A 3,258-nucleotide genomic window follows, 5' to 3' on the forward strand; every position below is an offset into this window, starting at 1 on the left:
ACGAGCGCACGCCGTGGCGGGACGGGCCGGTGGTGGACGTCCAGGTGAGCGTGCGCAGCCGCGGTGACCGGGGCGCGCGCGGCCGCACGTCACGCATCCTGGACGACCCGATGACCGAGCAGTCCCTGCTGGCCGAGGCGCGGGAGGCCGACGAGCGGCGGGCCGCGTCGGTGGCCGAGCTCGCGGCGGCGGCACCCAGGCTGGCCGAGACCACGTTGTCCGGCGAGGCGCTCGGCGTGCTGTGCGAGCTGCTGACGTTGGCGATGGCGCAGCGCGACACGGCGGCCGACCCCGGTTCCGCGACGGACCCGGTGCGCGGCCTGCGGGTGACCGTGGAACACGCCCGGGGGCGTTCGACGCGGATCCGCTCGGCGGCGGGCACGCTGACCCTGCACGACTCGACGCTGGTGCTCGACTGATGTTCGACGACCTCTCCGAGATCGACGCGGCGAACGTGGTGCGCTGCGCCCGCACGCTGCTGCGCCGGCCGTTGCTGCGCGCCGACGGGCCGGACGGCGAGCTGCTGGCGCTGGTCTACCGGCACCGGGCCGCGTTGCAGGACCTGTTCGCGCGGGTCCTGGGCTACCGGCTGGTGGTCGAACGGCGGTTCGCCCGGCTCTACAAGGCCGGACCGGGCGCGGACGATTCCCGCGGCGTCCTGGGCATGTCGCCGCGCGGGTACGCGTACGTCGCGCTGACGATGGCCGTGCTGACCGGGATCGGGCGGCAGACGCTGCTGTCGCGGCTGGTGGCGGACATCCGTGCGGCGGCGGTCGAGGCCGGGCTCACGGTCGTGGACGACGTGGCGGACCGGCGCGCGCTGACGGCGGCGTTGCGGCACCTGGTGTCGCTGGGCGTGCTGCACGAGACCGAGGGCACGGTCGACGTGCACGCCGAGGCGTTGATCACCATCGACACCGACCTGCTGGGCCAGCTGCTGACCGGACCCGTCGCGGAGGCCACCTCGCCGTCGCGGTTGGTGGAGCTGGCGGCCAGGCCCGGACCGCGCGGCGTCGAGCACGCGGTGCGGCGCAAGCTGGTGGAGAACCCCGTGGTGCTGTACGCGGACCTGCCGCCCGAGCAGGCCGAGTGGTTGCGGCGCAACCAGCGCAAGGAGACCGCGCTGCTGGAGACGTGCTTCGGCCTGCACACCGAGTGCCGGGTCGAGGGCGTGCTGGCGGCCGACCCCGAGGACTACCTGACCGACCTGTACTTCCCCGGCACGTCCACCGTGGCGCGGATCGCGCTGCTGGCGCTGCCGGAGCTGCTGTCCGACGAGCCCCGCCCCGACGGCCGGCACGACGTCGACGTGGCGTCGTTGCGCGAGGTGTGCGCGCGGCTGGTGGAGGACTACCCGGCCGCGTGGTCCAAGCAGTTCACCGAAGACCTGGACCGGCTGGTCGACGAGGTGCTGGAGCTGCTGCGGCGGATGGGGCTGGCGGTGCCCGCGGCGGACGGGTGGCTGCTCAACGCCGCCGCGCACCGGTGGCTGCCCGTGCCCGACGGCGACCCGGAACGTGACGTGGAGCCGGTCGTCGTGCCGGACGTGCCCAGCTGGTCGTTGTTCGATGAGGAGACCGCGTGAACAGGTGGCGGCTGCACAGGGGCGGCATCGTCAACATCTGGCAGTACACCGAGCAGACGTTCGACTTCTCCGGTGGCCGCGCGATCTTCCAGGGCACCAACGGGTCCGGCAAGTCGCGCACGCTGGAGCTGCTGCTGCCGCTGTGCCTGGACGGCGACCTGCGGCAGGTCGGCTCCAAGGGCTTCGACACGGTGTCGCTGCGGCGGCTCATGCTCGACGACTACGACGGCGGCCCCAACCGCATCGGGTACGCGTGGGTCGAGCTGACCCGCGGCGAGGGCGAGTTCCTGACCTGCGGGTTGGGCGTGAAGGCGTCCAAGACGTCGCAGGCGATCACCGACTCGTGGCGGTTCATCACCCCGTCCCGCGTGGGTCACGGCCTGACGCTGGTCGGCGCGGACCGCACGCCGCTGGGCCCGGCGCAGCTGCGCGACCTGATCGGCGCGGACTGCGTGCTGGAGGAGGCCGCGTTCCGGGCGCGCGTCGCCGAGACCGTGTACGGCGTGCCGGCACCCCGGTACGGCGACCTGCTGCACCTGCAGCGGACGCTGCGCAACCCGGACGTCGGGCTGAAGGTGCTGGAGGGGCAGCTGGAGCAGATCCTGTCCGACGCGCTGCCGCCGCTGGACCAGGCCATGGTCGAGCAGCTGGCGACGTCGTTCGACGACCTGGAGTCGATCCGGGAGAACATCACCCGGCTGTCGTCGGCGGACGTGGCGCTGGGCACGTTCCTCAAGACCTACTCGGACTACGCGTTCGGCGGGCTGCGCGCGGCGGCGGAGAAGCTGGGCGCGGCCGAGGACGGCGTGCGGAAGCTGGAACGGGCGTCCGCGCGGCTGTCGGCGTCGTTGGAGGAGACGCTGGCGGCGCGTGCGGCGGCCGAGCACTCGTTGGCGTCGTTGGAGAGCGGCGAGCAGCAGGCCGAGGAGACCATCGGGGCGCTGAAGGAGCTGCCCGCGTTCCGCGACCTCCAGGACCTCCAGACGCGCGAGAAGCTGGTGGCGGAGAAGCGTTCGTCCGCCGTGGCCGCGCTCGACATGGCGAACAAGCAGCGGCTCCAGGAGGACGGCTCGGTCGACGGCGTGCTGCGCCTGCTGCGCCGGCTGGCCGAGGACCTGGGGACAGCGCAGGAGCTGGTCGAGCCGCTGCGCCACCACCTGCGCACGGCCGGTCTCCCCGCCGCCACCGTCCCCGACCTGCCGGTGTTGTCCACTGTGGACTGCACGGTCCGGACGGAGTCCGTGCGGGCCAAGCCGGACCCCGAAGCCGAACCGCTGCCGATCGAACGCCGTGTCCCGCCCGTCGTCGACGTCGACGACGCGGTGCTGGAGCAGGCGGCGGCGCGGACGTCGGAGATCGCTTCGGCGGCACGGCAGCGCGGCGCGTTGGCGATGGCGCTGGCGGCGCAGGCGGCCGAGCTGGACTCCGCGCAACGCCAGGTGGACGCCCTGCGCCAGACCGCGCGGGACGCGCAGCACGCGGCGACCGAGGCGGCGGCGTTGCGCAACCAGGAGGCGCAGGAACTGGCCGAGGTCGCTCAGGCGTGGCTCGCGGACGTGGACGCGTGGCGCGGCTCCGGGCCGTTGGCGAAGGTGCGGCCGGAGTCGCCGTTGGCGCTGCCGTCCACCTGGCGTTGCGCGGAGACCCGCTCGGCCGCCTGCGCCGCCAGCGCC

Annotated in this window: 2 protein-coding genes and 1 pseudogene; all 3 read left to right on the forward strand. The window is 73.9% G+C overall.

Features of this window, described 5'->3' with window-relative positions; all coding sequences use genetic code 11:
• The coding region (locus AB0G02_RS32565) for a DUF2397 family protein (protein ID WP_360801876.1) at positions 1-419 on the forward strand (419 nt) is incomplete at its 5' end.
• Positions 419-1,585: a TIGR02678 family protein gene (locus AB0G02_RS32570; protein WP_360801879.1), complete on the forward strand. Its 1,167-nt coding sequence runs from the start codon at positions 419-421 to the stop codon at positions 1,583-1,585. The genes AB0G02_RS32565 and AB0G02_RS32570, both read left to right, overlap by 1 nt.
• Positions 1,582-3,258: pseudogene (locus AB0G02_RS32575) on the forward strand (TIGR02680 family protein); the annotation flags it as partial. The gene AB0G02_RS32570 and the pseudogene AB0G02_RS32575, both read left to right, overlap by 4 nt.

The organism is Actinosynnema sp. NPDC023658, assembly GCF_040639995.1.
In the GTDB taxonomy this organism is placed as follows: Bacteria; Actinomycetota; Actinomycetes; order Mycobacteriales; family Pseudonocardiaceae; genus Actinosynnema.

Excerpts from the sequence above, each read along its gene's own strand:
- AB0G02_RS32570 (WP_360801879.1), top strand. The coding sequence starts at position 419 with ATGTTCGACGACCTCTCCGAGATCGACGCGGCGAACGTGGTGCGCTGC.